Below are 13,405 nucleotides of genomic sequence, written 5' to 3'. Positions count from 1 at the left end.
TTCAAGGGCGCCGCCGGTCACCGCACGGCGCCGCAAAGTCCATGCTTTCCATCACAGCCCAGATCGCCGCCGAACTGAAGGTGCGCGAAGCCCAGGTGCAGTCGGCCGTCGACCTGCTCGACGGCGGCGCCACCGTGCCCTTCATCGCCCGCTACCGCAAGGAGGCCACCGGCGGCCTCGACGACGTGCAGATGCGCGAGCTGGAAGCGCGCCTGGCCTACCTGCGCGAGCTGCGCGACCGCCGCGCGGCGGTGTTGAAGAGCATCGAAGAGCAGGGCAAGCTGACGCCCGAGCTGCGCGCCGCCATCGACGCCGCGCCGACGAAGCAGGAGCTGGAAGACCTGTACCTGCCCTACAAGCCCAAGCGCCGCACCAAGGGCATGATCGCGCGCGAATTCGGCATCGAGCCGCTGGCCGACCAGTTGTTTGCCGACCCGACGCTCGATCCGCAGGAGGCCGCCAAGCCGTTCGTCAAAGCCGAAAAAGGCGAGGGCGGCGAAGACTTCACCACCGTGCCCGCCGTGCTGGACGGCGTGCGCGACATCCTGAGCGAGCGCTGGGCTGAAGACGCGGCGCTGGTGCAGTCGCTGCGCGAATGGCTGTGGGCCGAAGGGCTGCTGCAAAGCAAACTGGCCGCCGGCAAGAACGAGAACGACCCCGAGGTCGCCAAGTTCCGCGACTACCACGACTACGACGAGCCCATCGGCCGCGTGCCCAGCCACCGCGCGCTGGCGGTGTTCCGCGGGCGGCAGCTGGAGATTCTGGATGCCAAGCTGGTGGTGCCCGAGGCGGAACCAGCGCCTACGGCTGCCAGAACCGCCGCCACCCCCAGCCTGGCCGAAGGCCGCATCGCCCTGCACCTGGGCTGGTCGCACCAGGGCCGCCCGGCCGACGACCTGCTGCGCAAGTGCGTGGCGTGGACGTGGCGTGTCAAGCTGAGCCTGAGCACCGAGCGCGACCTGTTCGCCCGCCTGCGCGAAGACGCCGAAAAAGTCGCCATCAAGGTCTTTGGCGACAACCTGCGCGACCTGCTGCTGGCCGCGCCGGCCGGGCAGAAGGTGGTGATGGGGCTGGACCCCGGCATCCGCACCGGCGTGAAAGTGGCCGTGTGCGACGCCACCGGCAAGCTGGTCGACACCGCCACGGTGTACCCGCACGAGCCGCGCAAGGATTGGGATGGCAGCCTGCACACGCTGGCCAAGCTGGTCGACCAGCACGGCGTGCAACTGATTGCCATCGGCAACGGCACCGCCAGCCGCGAAACCGACAAGCTGGCGGGCGATCTCATCAAGTTGATGCAGAAAGCGGCCCCGGCGCATGCAGGACAAGCGCGACCAGCTATCGAAAAGGTAGTGATCAGCGAAGCCGGTGCCTCGGTCTATTCGGCCAGCGAATACGCTTCGCAAGAGCTGCCCGATGTCGACGTCAGCCTGCGCGGCGCCGCCAGCATCGCTCGGCGGCTGCAAGACCCGCTGGCCGAACTGGTCAAGATCGACCCCAAATCCATCGGCGTCGGCCAGTACCAGCACGACGTGAACCAGAGCGAACTGGCGCGCACGCTGGATGCCGTGGTCGAGGACTGCGTGAACGGCGTCGGCGTCGACCTGAACACCGCCAGCGCGCCGCTGCTGAGCCGCGTCTCGGGCCTGTCGGGCACCGTCGCCAAGGCGGTGGTGCGCTGGCGCGAGCAGCACGGCGCGTTCAAGAGTCGCCAGCAGTTGCTGGACGTGAGCGGCCTCGGCCCCAAGACGTTTGAGCAGAGCGCGGGCTTCCTGCGGATCCGCGGCGGCGACAACCCGCTGGACATGACGGGCGTGCACCCCGAGACCTATCCGGTGGTCGAGCAGATCATCGTCAAGGTGGCCAAGCCCATCGACCAGATCATGGGCCGCGCCGAACTGCTCAAACCGCTCAAGCCCGACGCCTTTGCCACGCCGCAGTTCGGCGCCATCACGGTGAAGGACATCCTGGCCGAGCTGGAAAAGCCCGGCCGCGACCCGCGTCCCGACTTCAAGGTCGCGCGCTTCAACGACGGCGTCGAAGACATCGCCGACCTGCGCGAAGGCATGGTGCTGGAAGGCACGGTGAGCAACGTGGCGCAGTTCGGCGCCTTCGTCGATCTGGGCGTGCACCAGGACGGGCTGGTGCATGTGAGCCAGCTGGCCAACAAGTTCGTCAACGACGCGCGCGAAGTCGTCAAGACCGGCCAGATCGTGAAGGTCAAGGTACTTGAGGTCGACGTGCCGCGCAAGCGCATCAGCCTGACGATGAAGCTGGACGCGCAGGCGCCCCGGCGCCAACCGGGTGATGATCGGCCGCGCGAAAACCGCTTTGAAGGTGCGGGTCGCGGGCGCGGCGGCTATTCAGGTGCGCCGGGCGGTCGGGGATCGGGCCAGCCCGCCCCTGCCAGCGCCATGGCGTCGGCGTTCGAAAAGCTCAAGGGATTGGGCGCCAAATAGCGCTCTGGCGCTGATCCAGCGGCCGCAGAAAGCTACGTTATTCGTAGCAGACAGGTTCAGGCAGCCGGCCGCGCCACGGCGCTGCGTGCAGGTGGGCGGCTGCGCGCGGCCGGTCTGGCGCGCGGCGCCTTCGGGCGCCGCTGGGCGGGTGCGGGGGCATCGGCTTGGCGCATGGCGGCGCGCAAGGCGGTGTCGACGTGCGCGGCGCCGGTCACCACTTCGACCCAGCGCAGGGTGAGTTTTGAAAACAAGGAATGCACGGCTGTCTCCTTTGATCCTGGGCGGTGCCCCAAGTGGGGCGGCACACCGGGTATGCCACGGCTTCGTGACGCGGCGATGAAGGTGTGAACCCCTCATGCCCCGGGGGGTTCCGACCCAAAGCGCGACAAACCGTGACCAGATGCATCGCACGTGGCGCGCTACGATCGGCGGACTGGCAATTGGAAGGCTTGTCACCATGCAGAAGATTCTCATCATCGTCCACGCACCGCCCTACGGCAGCGAGCGTTGCCTGTCCGCGCTGCGGCTGGCGCTGGCGCTGGCGTTGGCGGGGCGCGAGGGCGAGGCGCCCGCGCTCGACGTGTTCCTGATGTCCGACGCCACGGTGCTGGCACTGCCCGACCAGCAGGACGCCTCGGGCAACACGCTGCAGAAGATGCTGGAGCAACTCATCGGCCACGGCGTGCCCGTGCGCCTGTGCAAGACCTGCGCCGGCAATCGCGGCTTGCTGAACCTGCCGCTGGTCGGCGGCGTCACCATCGGCACCTTGGCCGAACTGGCCGACGCCACGCTGCGCGCCGACAAGGTCATCACCTTCTGACGGCGCCCATGCAGGCACTGCGGCTGTACGCCGGGCCGGCCGCGCGCCGCCACATCGAGCGCCACGGGCTGGCGCCGTCGGACATCGGCGTGATTCCTGCCGCCGCCGGCGGGCCCAAGGGCTTGATGCTGGGGCCGCTGGACCGCTTCATCTTCGGCCGCTGGCTGGCGCAAAGCGCGCAGCCGGTGGACCTGGTGGGCGCCAGCATCGGCGCCTGGCGCATGGCCACGGCCTGCATGCCGCATGCGGTGGCCGGGTTCGAGGCGCTGGAGCACGGCTACATCCACGGCGACATGAAGGCGCCGCCCGGGCGCAAGCTGCCGCCGCCCGAGCAGGTCAGCGCCACCTTTGCCGACAACCTGCGCGCCATGTTCGAAGGCCACGTGCCGGACATCCTGTCGCACCCGCGCTACCGGCTGCACGTGATGACCACGCGCGGGCGCCACCTGCTGGGCCGCGAAGGGCGCTGGCGCACCGCCGCCGGTTACCTGGGCGCGGGCATGACCAACCTGGCCAGCCGCGCCGCCATGGGCGCCTGGCTGGAGCGCGTGGTGTTCTCGGCCCCGCACGACGGCGCGCTGCCGCCGCTGCCCTTTGGCACGCGCGACTACCGCACGCACCGGGCCACGCTGACAGCGGACAACTTCTACCCGGCGCTGCAGGCCAGCGGCTCGATCCCCTTCATGCTGAAGGCGGTGCACGACATTCCGGGCGCACCGCGCGGCGCCTACTGGGACGGCGGCATCACCGACTACCACCTGCACCTGGACTATCTTGCTTCACATTCGATAGCTGCACACGCGCACCAGATCAGCGCCGGAGCCGAAAAAGCGTCAGAACCTGAGGTGACACCATCGTCGCCCGGGCTGGTGCTGTACCCGCACTTCCAGCAAGCCGTGGTGCCTGGCTGGCTTGACAAGCCGCTGCGCCGCCGCCACCGCGCCACGCCCTTCCTCGACGGCATGCTGCTGCTGGCGCCCAACCCCGACTGGGTCAAGACCTTGCCTGGCGCCAAACTGCCCGACCGCACCGACTTCCAGCACCTGTCGCACCCCGAGCGCGTGCGCGCCTGGACCATCGCGGTGCAAGCCGCGAACCAACTGGCGGATGAATTCGAAGCCTGGCTGTCGCGCCCAGACCCGGCACGGCTGCTGCCGCTGTGAGCGGCGCCGGCCTTGTTGCCGGGCTTACATCGACGCGGCCAGCATGCGCCGATAGTCCTCCGCGCTGGCGATGCGCGGGTTGGTCTTGTGGCAGTGGTCGAGCAGGGCGTGCTCGATCACGGCGTCGAACAGGTCTTCCGTCACGCCCATGGCGCGCAGGCCGGTGGGCAGGCCCAGGCGCGCGGTCATGTCGTGCACGGCCTGAGCCACGTCAGCGCCTTTTTCAAGCCCCATCGCTTGCGCCATGCGGGCCAGGCGCTCTTCTTTTTGAATGCTCTCAGCCCCGGCGTTGAAGCGGACCACGGCCGGCAGAAACACCGCGTTCAGCGTGCCGTGGTGCAGCCGCGGGTTGGCGCCGCCCAGGCTGTGGCTCAAGCTGTGCACGCAGCCCAGCCCTTTCTGAAAGCCCATGGCGCCGTGGACGCTGGCGGCCATCATGTTCAGGCGCGCCTCGCGGTCGCTGCCATCGCGCGTGGCGCGCTCGATGTGCGCCCAGCCGCGCCGCAGGCCTTCCAGCGCGATGCCGTCGGCCGGCGGGTTGAAGGCCGGCGCCATGAACACTTCCATGCAGTGCGCGATGGCGTCCATGCCGGTGGCGGCGGTCAGCGGCGGCGGCAGGCCCAGCGTCAGCGCCGGGTCGCAGATGGCGGCCTTGGGCATCAGGCTCCAGCTGTGAAAACCCAGCTTGCGCCCGTCGTCGACGATGACGATGGCGCCGCGCGCCACCTCGCTGCCAGTGCCGGCGGTGGTGGGCACGGCGATCAGCGGCGCGGCGGCGTCGGTGATCTTCGGGCTGCCGCCTTCGATGGTGGCGTAGGTCTTGAGCGGGCCGGGGTGCGTGGCGGCAATGGCCACGCCCTTGGCGCAGTCGATCGGGCTGCCGCCACCGACGGCGACCAGGCCGTCGCAGTCCTGCGTGCGGTACACGTCGGCCGCGCCGCGCACGGCGGCTTCGGTGGGGTTGGACGGCACGTCGTCGAACACCGCCACGGCCACGTCGCCCAGCGCGTCCAGCACCGGCTGCAGCACGCCGGCGGCGCGCACGCCCTTGTCGGTGACGACCAGCGCGCGCGTGATGCCGGCGCGCTGGCAATGCGCCTGGATCTGCGCCAGCGCGCCGTAGTCGAATTCGATTTGCGTCAGGTATTGGATGAGGGCCATGCGATGTTTTCCAAAGTACGATGCAGCGGCTTCATTATTCAATCAAACCCCCGAGGAGATCGCCGCATGAAGTCCCGCACGCTACAAACCCTGGCCGTGGGCGCCGCCGTGGCCCTGCTGGCCGGCTGCGCCACCACCGTCGCACCGGTCATCGCCCCCACGCCGGGCTGCCTGGCCGATGGCGCCGTCGACCGTCTGATGGCCGACTACAACGGGCGCCGTCCCGCCACCGACCTGCCGGCCGAGCTGACCATGGCCGACGCCGTGTGCACGCGCGGCAAGCTGCAGCAGCGGCTGGCGGCGCAGGCTGGGCCGCTGGTGGGCTACAAGGCGGGGCTGACCAACCCGGCGGTGCAAAAGCGCTTCAATACCGACCAGCCGGTGTGGGGCGCGCTGTACGCCAACATGCTGCTCCACAGCGGCGCCACGCTGGACGCCAGCTTCGGCTCGCGTCCGCTGTACGAGGCCGACCTGCTGGTGCGCGTGAAAGACGCCGCCATCAACAGCGCCAAGACGCCCGCCGAGGTGCTGGCCAGCGTGGACCAGATCATCCCGTTCATCGAACTGCCCGACCTGCTGGTGCAGACCCCGCCCAAGCTCAACGGCGCGGGCATCAGCGCCATCAACGTCGGCGCCCGGCTGGGTGTGCGCGGCGCGCCGCTGGCGGTGCCGGCCGACGCGGCGGGCCGGGCGCGTCTGTCCGACCAGTTGCGCGACATGAATGTGCGCCTGGTCGACGCGCAGGGCGCGGCGCTGGGCGGCGGCAAGGGCAGCGACGTGCTGGGCCACCCGCTGAACGCCGTGGTCTGGCTGGCCCAGGCGCTGAAAGCCCAGGGGCTGGCCATGCGGCCGGGGCAGGTCATCAGCCTGGGTTCGTTCTCGGCCCTGCTGCCGCCCAAGCCAGGCCTGACGGCGACCGTGCATTACGACGGCGTGGCCGGGCTGCAGCCGGTGACGGTGAACTTCCGCTGACGACGCCCCACGCCACTGGCCACGGGGCAGGGCGCGCGTGCGCCGTCGGCGCCGCCCGACAACGCGGCGGTGGCGCGGCGCGTTGAGGCTGCATCCCGACCCCATTTGCAGGAGAACAAGATGAATCGTTTTCGCACCGTGGCCGCCGCGCTGGCGCTGGCCGCCGTGGGCCTGGCGCCGCTGACCGGGCACGCCCAGTACGACCGGCCCATCGGCCAGCCACTGGGTCAGGCGCCGTGGGGTGGCCCCGCGTATGGCGGCGCGCCGGTGGGTGGGTACGGCGGGGCGCCCGTGGGCGGCTACGGCGCGCCGGCAGGGGGCTATGGCGCCGGCTACGGCGGACAGGCCGTGGTGTGCGAAAGCCGCGACGGCGCGTTCGCCGAATGCCGCACGCCGTTCAGCGGCCCGCCGGCCATCGCCCGCACGCTGTCGTCCAGCGCCTGCGTGCAGGGCCAGACCTGGGGCAGCCGCGGCGCGGGATCGGTGTGGGTCATGGCAGGCTGCCGCGCCGAATTCGTGGACGCCTACGGCGCCCAGCCCGGCATGCCACCGGCCTATGGGCAGGCCGACGGCTACGCCGTGCGCTGCGAGAGCGACGAAGGCCGCCAGCGCGAGTGCCGCGCCAACGTGGCCACGCGCCTGACGCTGGTGCGCCAGTTGTCCGAATCCCCCCTGCGTCGAGGGCCAGAGCTGGGGCAGCGACAACCGCGGCCGCGTTTGGGTGCGCTACGGCTGCCGGGGCGACTTTGCCCCCGCGCAGGGCTGGGGCCAGGGCGCCGTCCCCGGCGTGCCGTCGGGCTATGGCTACAGCGACGGCAACGCCATCCGCTGCGAAAGCGACAACGGCCGCCAGCGCGAATGCCGCGCCAACGTGGCCACGCGCCTGACGCTGGTGCGCCAGCTGTCCGAATCCGCGTGCGTCGAAGGCCAGAGCTGGGGCAGCGACAACCGCGGCCGCGTCTGGGTGCGCTACGGCTGCCGCGGCGAGTTTGCCCCCGCGCAGGGCTGGAGCGGCGCCCAGACCGGCGGCGCCTATGGCTACGGCGGAGGCGGCAGTGGCGTGGTGTGCGAAAGCGTCGAACGCCGCTACAACGCCTGCGCGTGGGACCCGCGCTGGGGCCGCCCCTACCTGGCCGAGCAGATGTCGAGCGACGCCTGCCACGAGGGCCGCAGCTGGGGCTTTGACGGCCGCGGCCAGATCTGGGTCGACCGCGGCTGCCGCGGACGCTTCGCCGGCCGATAGTGCGGGGCTGACGGCAGCCGGCGCCGTCGGGCATCATGCGCGGTGTGGCTGGCACGCGTCGGCCGACGCCGCTGCATAGCCAACTCTCATTTTGATAGCTGCCAGCGCTTGACAGACAAGCGCTGGCGCCGGTTTTTCATGAAACATTCCTTCGACATCCACGCCCGCCTGACGCCCGCCATGCGGCTGCTGGTCGAGCGCATGGCCAAGGCGCCGCACCCGCCCCTGCACACGCTGTCGGCCCAGCAGGCCAAGGACCTGCACGCCAAGTCCATCGGCGTACTGGACGTGCCCAAGCCGGCGCTGGCGCGCGTCGAAGACCTGCACATTCCGGCGCGCGACGGCCACCGGCTGCCCGCGCGCCTGGTCGCCCCCAGCCACGACGCCGGGCTGCCCGTGCTGCTGTACACGCACGGCGGCGGCTTCACCATTGGCAGCATCGAATCGCACGACATCTTCTGCCGCACCATCAGCCAGCTGAGCGGCGCCGCCGTGCTGTCGCTGGACTACAGGCTGGCGCCGGAATGGCGCTTTCCCACGGCCGTGCACGACGCCTGGGACGCGCTGCACTGGCTGGCGGGCGAGGGCGGCCGCGCGCTGGGGCTGGACACCACGCGCATCGCCGTCGGCGGCGACTCGGCCGGCGGTACGCTGGCCGCCGTCAGCGCCCTGCACGCGCGCGACGAAGGGCTGAAGCTGGCGCTGCAACTGCTCATCTACCCCGGCACCACCGACCACCAGGACACCGATTCGCACGCCCTGTTCGAGCACGGCCCGGTGCTGGACAAGGTGCTGATCGACTGGTTCTTCCACCACTACATCGACGCGGTGGACCGCAGCGACTGGCGCTTTGCGCCGCTGAAAAGCGCCGACGTCGACGGCGTCGCGCCCGCCTGGGTGGGCCTGGCCGAGTGCGATCCGCTGGTGGACGAGGGCGTGCAATACGCCGACAAGCTGCGCGCCGCTGGCGTGCCGGTCGATCTGGAGATTTACCGCGGCGTCATCCACGGCTTCATCACCATGGGCCGCGCCATCGCCGAGGCGCGCCAGCTGCACCAGGACGCGGCGGCGGCGCTGCGCAAGGCCTTCGGGCTGCCGGCGCCGGCGGGCTGATTGCTATGATGACGATAGCTGCGTGCGCTTATCCAGCAAGCGCGAGCGCCCGATTTTCTTAAAAGACAAAAACAGCCGGACGCAGAGGACGCAGAGATTCCGCAGAGGACGCAGAAGAAATCTTAAAATTTTTTTGGCTGTTTTTTTGCGTCCTCTGCGAATCCTTTGCGTCCTCTGCGTCAGGTATTCGGTCTTTCTCGAGATCCAACTCACACCAGACATTTTTGATTTCAACGCCGCCCCATGAAACCCACCGACTTCCGCCACCACCATCACCTGCGCGTGCGCTGGGCCGAGGTGGACATGCAAAAGATCGTCTTCAACCCGCACTACCTGATGTACTTCGACTGCGCCGTCGCCGACTACTGGCGCGCGCTGGCCATGCCCTACGAGGCGGCCATGCAGCGGCTGCAGGGCGATGTCTTCCTGCGCAAGACGGCGGTGGAGTTCAACGCCTCGGCGCTGATGGACGACCGGCTGGACGTGGCGCTGCGCTGCGACCGCATCGGCAACTCGTCCATGACCTTCGTCGGCGCCATCTTCCGGGGCGAACAGCTGCTGACGGCGGGCGAACTGGTCTACGTCTACGCCGACCCGGCCACGCAGACCAGCCGCCCGGTGCCGGCGCCGCTGCGCGCGCTGATCGAGGCCTTCGAGGCCGGCCAGCCCGTCACCCGCGTGCAGAACGGCGACTGGGCCACGCTGCGCGACGGCGCGTCGGCCGTGCGCACGGCGGTGTTTGTCGAAGAGCAGGGCATCGCCCGTGAAGACGAATGGGACGAAGCCGACCAGACCGCCGTGCACGCCCTCGTCACCAACCTGCTCGGCATGCCGGTGGCCACCGGCCGCCTGCTGCGCGAAGGCGACGCCACCAGCGGCACGGCGCGCATCGGCCGCATGGCGGTTGACCGCACGCTGCGCGGCTCCGGCGTGGGCCGGCAGGTGGTGCAGGCGCTGGAGCAGGCCGCCCGCGCCCGCGGCGACCGGCGCGTGGTGCTGGGCGCCCAGCGCAGCGCCCAGGGCTTTTATCAGCGACTGGGCTACGCGCCGTATGGTGAGCCGTACGACGAAGTGGGCATCCCCCACATCGGCATGGCGCGGACGCTGGACTGAGGCCTCGGCCGTGACCCGGCCGAGCCGCGGCCATGGTGTGCGGCGACGTCGCCCCATGTCGACAATTTGCAACAATTTGAGACCGGCGCCGGCAGAAGAAGCGCTGTTTTCCTACAGCGCTGTGACAATTCGTGCTCTCGGGGAGGCTCGGTGCAAGCATCTGTGACGGTGATCGCCCGGACCGACGCGTCCAACACACACTTCGGAGACATTTCCATGAAAAAAAACCCTTCTGGCCGGTGCTGCGCTGCTGGTGTCTGGCGCCGTCATGGCGCAATCGTCGGTCACCATGTATGGCGTGGTTGACTTTGGTCTGGGCAAGTCGTCCGTGAACGGCCTCGGCCTCGACAACGGCAAGCCGGGCAGCCCGACGGCCAGCCAGAGCTTCCATACGCCCACGCGCATCGGCGTGCGCGGCACCGAAGACCTGGGCAACGGCCTGAAGGCCAACTTCAACTTTGAAAGCGGTGGCATCACCGGCGACGACGGCTCGGTAGCCGGCACTTTCTGGGGCCGCGAGGCGTGGGTGGGTCTGTCGGGCAACTTCGGCTCGACGCGCCTGGGCCGCACATCTTCGTTCGGCACCCAGGGCCACGCCCGCTACGACTTCAACGGCATCTCGCAGTCGTCGGCCATGGACAACGCGGGTGTCAGCCCGGTGACCTGGTACGGCTCTTCGCGCCGCAACAGCGTGCTGCAGTACGTCACGCCCAACATGGGCGGCCTCGAGGCTGGCGTGGCGTACGTGTTCTCGGCTGACAACGTCACCGCCGGCGTGGGCAAGTCCAGCATGCAGTTCCGCGTCAATTACGAAAACGGCCCGATGTCGGTCGGCTACGTCGCTGAAACCAAGCGCACCGCGGCCAACCGCACGGCGCAGGCGCTGGCCGGCTCGTACGACTTTGGCGTGGCCAAGGTGCAGGCCGGTTACGTCGTCAGCGAAAGCGTGGCGCGCGGCAAGGGCTGGCACACCGGCGTGATGGCACCGTTCGGCGCGTTCTACGCGGGCCTGCAATACGCGCGCAACACCGCCGCCAAGGTCAACGCCACCGAACTGTTCGGCGGCTACAACCTGTCCAAGCGCACCTCCATCTACGCCGACTACGTGCGCCGCACCAACAACGGCTACGGCTACACGTACAGCTACACCTACGGCGTCGGCATCATGCACAAGTTCTGATCGCCGCGGCCGTCCCGCGCGGCCGTTTTTTTCCAAGGTTCTTCACAGCCACCCTCAACGGGTGGCTTTTTCTTGGGCGCTACACGTCGGCCAGCAGCGGGTAGGGCACGTGCACGTCGGCCAGCGCGGGCCCATCGGGTGCACCGACCACCAGTCGGGCGGTCGGCGCCACCACCGACAACTGCAGCGAAGCGATGACCGCCGTGCCTGCTGGCACGGTCGCGGCCTGCGCGATCAGGCCCACGGGCTGATCGGGCGTGGCGGCGTCGAACACTTCTTGCCCCGCCAGCGCTTCGCCCGCCACCTGGCCGACGAACGCGCGCCGCTTGATGGCGCCGCGAAACTGGCTGCGCGCGACCACTTCCTGGCCGGGGTAGCAGCCCTTCTTGAAGTTCACGCCGTCCACGCTTTCGTAGTTCAGCATCTGCAGCACAAAGGCCTCGACCACCGGCTGCGTGATGCGGGCCACGCCGGCGCGCACTTCGGCCAGCAGCCAGTCGGCTTCGGAGGCCGTGGCGCCGGGCGGCAGCGGCGTGCCGGCGGGCGCCAGCCACAGGGCGCGCGGCGTGCCATCGGCGGGCGGCAGGGCGATGGTGAACGGATGGTCAAATGGACCGCCAGCGCTGGATGGCAAAGCGCCGGCAGCTATCGAAACCGCAGCATCGCCGAGCAGGCCAGCCAGCGCCACCTCGGTCGTGGCGTCGCTCAACTTGCACTTGGCGCGCAGCACAAACATCGACAGGCGTTTTTGCGTAGCGGCCAGCCGGTCGGCGCTGGTGACCAGCAGCAGTTCGTCGCGGTTCACCTTCAGCACCTGAAAGCTGGCCAGCATGCGGCCCTTGGCGTTGCAGAAGGCGGCCAGGCGCGCCTCGCCGGGTTTCATCAGCACCACGTCCTGCGTCAGCTGGCCTTGCAGGAACGAGGCGGCGTCTTCGCCCTGGGCGCGGATCACGCCCAGCTGGGGCACGGGGGCGACGCCGTTCAGGGCGGCGGCGGTCGAAACGGGGGGTACGGCATGGGACATGGCTGAATTATCATGGCCGGCTCGATTTCTGGACGCTTTGTACCCTGTGCGAACCCTTATCAAATTGCTGGCTTTGCTGCTGGCGCTGGCCCTGGCGGCCGGCGGCTGGGCCTGGTGGTGGACCACGCAGCCGCTGCCGCTGACCGCCGAACGGGTGGAAATCACCGTGCCGCAGGGCGCGTCGACCCGCACCGCCGCGCTCAAGGCGGTCGAAGGCGGCGTGCGCACGCAGCCCGATCTGCTCGGCTGGTACTTCCGCCTGGCGGGGCGCGATCAGACCATCAAGCCGGGCGATTACGCCGTGACGCAGGGCATGACGCCGGCCGACCTGCTGTCAAAAATGGTGCGCGGCGACCGCATCGCGCTGGCGGTGACGCTGGTCGAAGGCTGGACTTTCAAGCAGTTCCGCGAAGCGCTGGCCAAGGCCGAGCACCTGCGCCACGAAACGCAGGCCATGGCGCCGGCCGACATCATGAAGGCACTGGGCAAGCCCGGTGTGGCGGCCGAGGGGCGCTTCTTCCCCGACACCTACCACTACTTCAAGAACGCCAGCGACCTGGACGTGCTGCGCCAGTCGATGCAGCTGATGGAAAAACGCCTGCAGGCCGCGTGGGATGCGCGCGCGCCCGGCCTGCCGCTGAAAAGCGCCGACGAAGCGCTGATCCTGGCCAGCATCGTCGAAAAGGAAACCGGGCAGGCCGGCGACCGCACCCACGTGGCCGGCGTGTTCGTCAACCGCCTGCGCATCGGCATGCGGCTGCAGACCGACCCGACGGTGATCTATGGCCTGGGCGACGCCTTCGACGGCAACCTGCGCCGCAGCCACCTGCAGGCCGACACGCCCTGGAACACCTACACCCGCGCCGGCCTGCCGCCCACGCCCATCGCCATGCCGGGCAAGGCCTCGCTGCTGGCGGCGGTGCAGCCGGCACAGACCAAGGCGCTGTACTTCGTGGCGCGCGGCGACGGCAGCAGCCACTTCAGCGAATCGCTGGGCGAGCACAACCGCGCTGTCAACAAATACCAGCGGGGAGGGCAGTGAAACACCCCCCTGAGTCGCTGACGCGCCTTCCCCCCTCTGCTGCGCGAGGGGGGACAACGCCAGCCCGCGGCGCAGATGCGCGCGCGGCGTTTCTGGTGTTCACGTTCTTCTCAGG

Annotated in this window: 12 protein-coding genes and 1 pseudogene; 10 read left to right on the top strand and 3 right to left on the bottom strand. The window is 69.6% G+C overall.

What is annotated here, in order from left to right:
* Positions 1–41 precede the first annotated feature (41 nt).
* Entirely contained in the window at positions 42–2,459 is a 2,418-nt protein-coding gene (locus R0D99_RS09040; RefSeq protein WP_317747927.1) for a Tex family protein, read from the top strand.
* A 56-nt stretch (positions 2,460–2,515) separates the two neighbouring features.
* Here the strand turns inward: R0D99_RS09040 and R0D99_RS09035 are convergent, their stop codons facing one another.
* Positions 2,516–2,719 (bottom strand): hypothetical protein, encoded by a 204-nt coding sequence (locus tag R0D99_RS09035; RefSeq protein WP_317747926.1) that lies wholly within the window; start codon positions 2,717–2,719, stop codon positions 2,516–2,518.
* Positions 2,720–2,916: 197 nt separating this feature from the next.
* Between R0D99_RS09035 and R0D99_RS09030 the strand changes: the two genes are divergently transcribed.
* Both R0D99_RS09030 and R0D99_RS09025 read left to right on the top strand, forming a co-directional pair.
* Positions 2,917–3,279, top strand: a complete 363-nt coding sequence (locus R0D99_RS09030; protein ID WP_317747925.1) for a DsrE/DsrF/TusD sulfur relay family protein — start codon at positions 2,917–2,919, stop codon at positions 3,277–3,279.
* An 8-nt stretch (positions 3,280–3,287) separates the two neighbouring features.
* Positions 3,288–4,442, top strand: coding sequence for a phospholipase (locus R0D99_RS09025; RefSeq protein WP_317747924.1), 1,155 nt, complete (start codon positions 3,288–3,290; stop codon positions 4,440–4,442).
* A 24-nt stretch (positions 4,443–4,466) separates the two neighbouring features.
* Here the strand turns inward: R0D99_RS09025 and R0D99_RS09020 are convergent, their stop codons facing one another.
* Positions 4,467–5,603, bottom strand: a complete 1,137-nt coding sequence (locus tag R0D99_RS09020; protein ID WP_317747923.1) for an iron-containing alcohol dehydrogenase — start codon at positions 5,601–5,603, stop codon at positions 4,467–4,469.
* Positions 5,604–5,669: 66 nt separating this feature from the next.
* Between R0D99_RS09020 and R0D99_RS09015 the strand changes: the two genes are divergently transcribed.
* The 6 genes and pseudogenes from R0D99_RS09015 to R0D99_RS08990 all read left to right on the top strand — a co-directional run bounded on the left by R0D99_RS09015 (position 5,670) and on the right by R0D99_RS08990 (position 11,224).
* On the top strand, positions 5,670–6,575 hold the full coding sequence (locus R0D99_RS09015; RefSeq protein ID WP_317747922.1) for a fumarylacetoacetate hydrolase: 906 nt from the start codon (positions 5,670–5,672) through the stop codon (positions 6,573–6,575).
* A 120-nt stretch (positions 6,576–6,695) separates the two neighbouring features.
* Positions 6,696–7,220 (top strand): annotated as a pseudogene (locus tag R0D99_RS17335) (DUF3011 domain-containing protein); the annotation flags it as partial.
* A 76-nt stretch (positions 7,221–7,296) separates the two neighbouring features.
* Positions 7,297–7,818 carry a DUF3011 domain-containing protein gene (locus tag R0D99_RS09005; protein ID WP_317747920.1) on the top strand — a complete coding sequence of 174 codons (522 nt, stop codon included), beginning with the start codon at positions 7,297–7,299 and terminating at the stop codon, positions 7,816–7,818.
* A 138-nt stretch (positions 7,819–7,956) separates the two neighbouring features.
* Complete coding sequence (locus tag R0D99_RS09000; protein ID WP_317747918.1) at positions 7,957–8,931, top strand: alpha/beta hydrolase; 975 nt, start codon at positions 7,957–7,959, stop codon at positions 8,929–8,931.
* A gap of 243 nt (positions 8,932–9,174) precedes the next feature.
* Positions 9,175–10,044 (top strand): YbgC/FadM family acyl-CoA thioesterase, encoded by an 870-nt coding sequence (locus R0D99_RS08995; RefSeq protein ID WP_317747917.1) that lies wholly within the window; start codon positions 9,175–9,177, stop codon positions 10,042–10,044.
* A 268-nt stretch (positions 10,045–10,312) separates the two neighbouring features.
* The gene (locus tag R0D99_RS08990) at positions 10,313–11,224 is read left to right on the top strand and encodes a porin (protein ID WP_317747916.1); all 912 of its coding nucleotides are present in this window, start codon (positions 10,313–10,315) and stop codon (positions 11,222–11,224) included.
* A gap of 79 nt (positions 11,225–11,303) precedes the next feature.
* Here the strand turns inward: R0D99_RS08990 and R0D99_RS08985 are convergent, their stop codons facing one another.
* Positions 11,304–12,248, bottom strand: a complete 945-nt coding sequence (locus tag R0D99_RS08985) for a folate-binding protein (protein ID WP_317747915.1) — start codon at positions 12,246–12,248, stop codon at positions 11,304–11,306.
* Between the two features lie 46 nt (positions 12,249–12,294).
* On the opposite strand from R0D99_RS08985, the gene mltG reads away from it, so the two are divergent.
* Positions 12,295–13,290, top strand: a complete 996-nt coding sequence (gene mltG / locus R0D99_RS08980) for an endolytic transglycosylase MltG (protein ID WP_317747914.1) — start codon at positions 12,295–12,297, stop codon at positions 13,288–13,290.
* The last annotated feature ends 115 nt before the right edge of the window (positions 13,291–13,405 follow it).

The sequence above is a fragment of the Ottowia sp. SB7-C50 genome (assembly GCF_033110285.1).
Taxonomy (GTDB): domain Bacteria; phylum Pseudomonadota; class Gammaproteobacteria; order Burkholderiales; family Burkholderiaceae_C; genus Ottowia.
This window is presented reverse-complemented; position numbering and strand designations above follow the sequence as displayed.

What these genes read in the sequence shown, in the direction of transcription:
- R0D99_RS09040 (WP_317747927.1), top strand. Translation starts at nt 42, where the DNA reads ATGCTTTCCATCACAGCCCAGATCGCCGCCGAACTGAAGGTGCGCGAA.
- R0D99_RS09030 (WP_317747925.1), top strand. Translation starts at nt 2,917, where the DNA reads ATGCAGAAGATTCTCATCATCGTCCACGCACCGCCCTACGGCAGCGAG.
- R0D99_RS09025 (WP_317747924.1), top strand. Translation starts at nt 3,288, where the DNA reads ATGCAGGCACTGCGGCTGTACGCCGGGCCGGCCGCGCGCCGCCACATC.
- R0D99_RS09020 (WP_317747923.1), bottom strand. Translation starts at nt 5,603, where the DNA reads ATGGCCCTCATCCAATACCTGACGCAAATCGAATTCGACTACGGCGCG.
- R0D99_RS09015 (WP_317747922.1), top strand. Translation starts at nt 5,670, where the DNA reads ATGAAGTCCCGCACGCTACAAACCCTGGCCGTGGGCGCCGCCGTGGCC.
- R0D99_RS09000 (WP_317747918.1), top strand. Translation starts at nt 7,957, where the DNA reads ATGAAACATTCCTTCGACATCCACGCCCGCCTGACGCCCGCCATGCGG.
- R0D99_RS08995 (WP_317747917.1), top strand. Translation starts at nt 9,175, where the DNA reads ATGAAACCCACCGACTTCCGCCACCACCATCACCTGCGCGTGCGCTGG.
- R0D99_RS08990 (WP_317747916.1), top strand. Translation starts at nt 10,313, where the DNA reads ATGGCGCAATCGTCGGTCACCATGTATGGCGTGGTTGACTTTGGTCTG.
- R0D99_RS08985 (WP_317747915.1), bottom strand. Translation starts at nt 12,248, where the DNA reads ATGTCCCATGCCGTACCCCCCGTTTCGACCGCCGCCGCCCTGAACGGC.